Source organism: Streptomyces hygroscopicus subsp. hygroscopicus, assembly GCF_001553455.1.
Taxonomy (GTDB): domain Bacteria; phylum Actinomycetota; class Actinomycetes; order Streptomycetales; family Streptomycetaceae; genus Streptomyces; species Streptomyces hygroscopicus.
In genome coordinates this window covers 1-3263 of the sequence record NZ_BBOX01000494.1, presented here as the reverse complement: position 1 = coordinate 3263, position 3263 = coordinate 1, and the positions used below count along the sequence as shown (strand labels likewise).

The 3263-nt window shown below is 73.2% G+C and carries 3 protein-coding genes; all 3 read right to left on the bottom strand.

Annotation, left to right across the window (positions count from 1 at the left end; all coding sequences use genetic code 11):
• Nucleotides 1–310 precede the first annotated feature (310 nt).
• Nucleotides 311–1477, bottom strand: a complete 1167-nt coding sequence (locus AXW62_RS37135) for an acyl-CoA dehydrogenase family protein (protein WP_174556474.1) — start codon at nt 1475–1477, stop codon at nt 311–313.
• Nucleotides 1478–1480: 3 nt separating this feature from the next.
• Nucleotides 1481–2413, bottom strand: a complete 933-nt coding sequence (locus AXW62_RS37130; RefSeq protein WP_060948271.1) for a hydroxymethylglutaryl-CoA lyase — start codon at nt 2411–2413, stop codon at nt 1481–1483.
• Nucleotides 2413–3263 (bottom strand): acyl-CoA carboxylase biotin carboxyl carrier protein subunit (locus AXW62_RS46465; RefSeq protein ID WP_289306041.1); only part of this gene is annotated, 851 nt, incomplete at its 5' end. The genes AXW62_RS37130 and AXW62_RS46465, both read right to left, overlap by 1 nt.

Genomic DNA, 3263 nt, shown 5'->3' with positions numbered 1-3263 from the left:
GGCCCGGTGCGCCGCCGTCGGACCGGGCCCCCGGGCGGTGGTGCTGCGCCGCCCCGGGCCGGGCCCCCAGGCGGTGGGCCCGGCCCGGGGGTGGGTCTGGCCCGGGGGCGAGCTTGGCCCGAGAGGTGGGGTCGGCTCCTGGGCTGTGGGTTCAGCCCCGGGCGGGCGTCCCCGGGCGGTGGTGCTGCGCCGCCCCGGGTGGTGGGTCCGGGGCAGGGTGCGTCTGGCCCGGGGTGGGCTTGGTCCGGGAGGTGGGGTCGGCCGCTGGGCTGTGGGTCCGGCTCCGGGCGGGCGGCATCCGGGCCGTGGCTCAGCTCGCGAAGCCCAGCTCTCGCGCGATCAGCATCCGCTGGACCTCGCTCGTGCCCTCGCCGATCTCCAGGATCTTGGAGTCCCGCCACATCCGGGCCACCGGATACTCGTTCATGAAGCCGTAGCCACCGTGGATCTGGGTGGCCTCGCGGGCGTTGTCCACCGCGACCTCGGAGGAGTAGAGCTTCGCGATCGACGCCTGCTTCTTGAACGGCTCGCCGAGCACCAGCCGGGAGGCCGCGTCCCGCCAGGCCACCCGGGCCATATGGGCGCGCATCTCCATGTCGGCCAGCTTGAACTGGATCGCCTGGTTGGCGCCGATGGGGCGGCCGAACGCCTCACGGGTCCTGGCGTACGCCACCGACTCGTCCACACAGCCCTGGGCGAGCCCGGTGGCCAGCGCGGAGATCGCGATCCGGCCCTCGTCCAGGATCCGCAGGAACTGGGCGTAGCCCCGGCCCTCCGCGCCCAGCAGGTTCGCGGCCGGGACCCGGCAGTCGGCGAAGGACAGCTCGCGGGTGTCCGACGCGTTCCACCCCACCTTGGAGTAGGGCGCGGCCACGCTGAAGCCGGGAGTGCCGGACGGCACGATGATCGAGGAGATCTCGGGGCGGCCGTCCTCCGTGCGGTCGGTGACGGCGGTGACGGTGACCAGCGCGGTGATGTCCGTACCGGAGTTGGTGATGAAGCACTTGGTGCCGTTGATCACCCACTCGCCCGTGGCCTGGTCCAGCCGGGCCGTGGTGCGGGTGGCGCCCGCGTCCGAGCCGCCGCCGGGCTCGGTCAGGCCGAACGCGCCCAGGGTCTCCCCGGAGCACAGCCCCGGCAGCCAGGTGCGCTTCTGCTCCTCCGTGCCGTACAGGAAGATCGGCATCGCGCCGAGCGAGACCCCCGCCTCCAGGGTGATCGCCACCGAGGAGTCCACCCGGGCCAGCTCCTCCAGGGCGAGGCAGAGGGCGAAGTAGTCCCCGCCCATCCCGCCGTACTCCTCCGGGAAGGGCAGGCCGAACAGGCCCATCCGGCCCATCTCGCGGACGATCTCGTACGGGAACTCGTGGTGCTCCCAGTACTCCCCGATCTTGGGAGCGACCACATCATGCGCGAACGCCTCGACAGTGCGGCGCAGTTCCTCGTGTTCGGGGCTGAGTCGGTGGTCGATCGACATGGCTCAGGTCTCCTTCTGGGAGAGGGCGCGGACGGTGCGGGACGGGCTGGGTCGGCCCAGATGCCGGGCCATCCACACGCTGGTGGCGGTGAGACGGCCGATGTCGACCCCGGTCTCGATGCCGAGGCCGTCGAGCATCCACACGAGGTCTTCGGTGGCGAGGTTTCCGGTCGCGCTCTTGGCGTAGGGGCAGCCGCCGAGGCCCCCGGCGGAGGCGTCTACGGTGGTCACGCCGTGCTGGAGCGCCGCGAGGGTATTGGCGAGGGCCTGGCCGTAGGTGTCGTGGAAGTGCACGGCCAGCCGGTCGTCGGCGATGCCCGCCTCGTTGAGCGTGTCCAACAGCTCCCGCACATGGCCGGGGGTGGCCACGCCGATGGTGTCGCCGAGGCTGATCTCGTCACAGCCCATGTCCAGCAGGCGGCGGCTGACCGACACGGTCTGGGAGACCGGGACCGGCCCCTCCCACGGGTCGCCGAAGCACATCGACAGATAGCCGCGCACGGTCACGCCCGCGTCCTTGGCCTTGGTGACGACCGGTTCGAACATCTCCAGCGCCTGGTCCACCGTGCGGTTGAGGTTGGCCCTGGCGAAGGACTCCGTGGCGCTGGCGAAGACGGCGACCTCACGCGCGCCCAGCGCGAGGGCGCGGTCCAGCCCGCGCTCATTGGGCACCAGGACGGGGAGCCGGACGGCCACGTCGTCGACCAGCCGCATCAGCTCCTCGGCGTCGGCCAGTTGGGGCACCCACTTCGGATGGACGAAGCTGGTGGCCTCGATGGTGGTGAGACCGGCCTCGGCGAGCCGCCGGATGAACTCCGCCTTGATGGCCGCCGGGACCAGCGTCTTCTCGTTCTGCAACCCGTCCCGCGGGCCCACCTCGTGGATTCGGACCTGGGTGGGCAGGCCGGGGGCCGGGACCGCCATGGGCAGGGTCATCAGTCACGCACCTCGCTTCCGTGCGGAGCGCCTGCGTGTGGGGTGCCTTCGTGCGAAGTGCTCCCGTGTGGGGTGCTCCCGTGTGGAGTGCCTTGGGGTGGGGTGTTCCCGTGCGGAGTCCCTTGGGGTGGGGCGCTTTCGTCCGGGGTCTTTGCGTCCTGGGCGCTTGCGTCCGGGGTGCTTGGGTCCGGGGTCTTTGCGTCCGGGGTGCTTGCGTCCGGGGCGCTTTCGTCCGGCGTGCTCTCGTGCGGGGTGACCACCGCCAGCAGCTGGTCCATGGCGACCGTGCTGCCAGGCGTCACCTCCAGCTCGGTGACGGTCCCGTCGTGCGGGGCGGAGATGAGGTGCTCCATCTTCATCGCCTCGACCACCAGCAGACCCTGACCGGCGGTGACCTCGTCGCCGACGGCCGCCTTCACGACGGTGACGGTGCCGGGCATGGGCGCGGTCAGCTCGCCGGCGTGTGCGGCGGCGGCCCCTCCGCGCAGCGCCTCCTCCACGGGGTCGTGGCCGACCACCCGCCAGGTGTCCCCGTCCCGCCCCAGCCAGTGGCTCGCGCCGTGCGCGGCATGGCGGAAGCGGTGGGTGACCCCGTCGAGGTCCAGCAGCACGGCGCCCTCGTCGAGGGCGACGAGCCGCGCCCGCACGGTCCGGCCGGCGGCTGCGGCGCTGCCCGCCGTGGTGGCGGCCTCACCGCTTCGGCCCGTCCGCGGTCCACCCGTGGCGGCGCCGCCGGTTCCGGGCCGGGGGACGGGGGCGGTCTCGGCCGCCGCCGGGGCGCTGCCGTCCGGCTGCTCGATGCGCACCTCCGCGTCGTGCGCGCGGCCGCGCACGCGGACCGTCACCGGGG

Coding starts and splice junctions, on each gene's coding strand:
- AXW62_RS37135 (WP_174556474.1), bottom strand. CDS start 1,477: ATGTCGATCGACCACCGACTCAGCCCCGAACACGAGGAACTGCGCCGC.
- AXW62_RS37130 (WP_060948271.1), bottom strand. CDS start 2,413: ATGACCCTGCCCATGGCGGTCCCGGCCCCCGGCCTGCCCACCCAGGTC.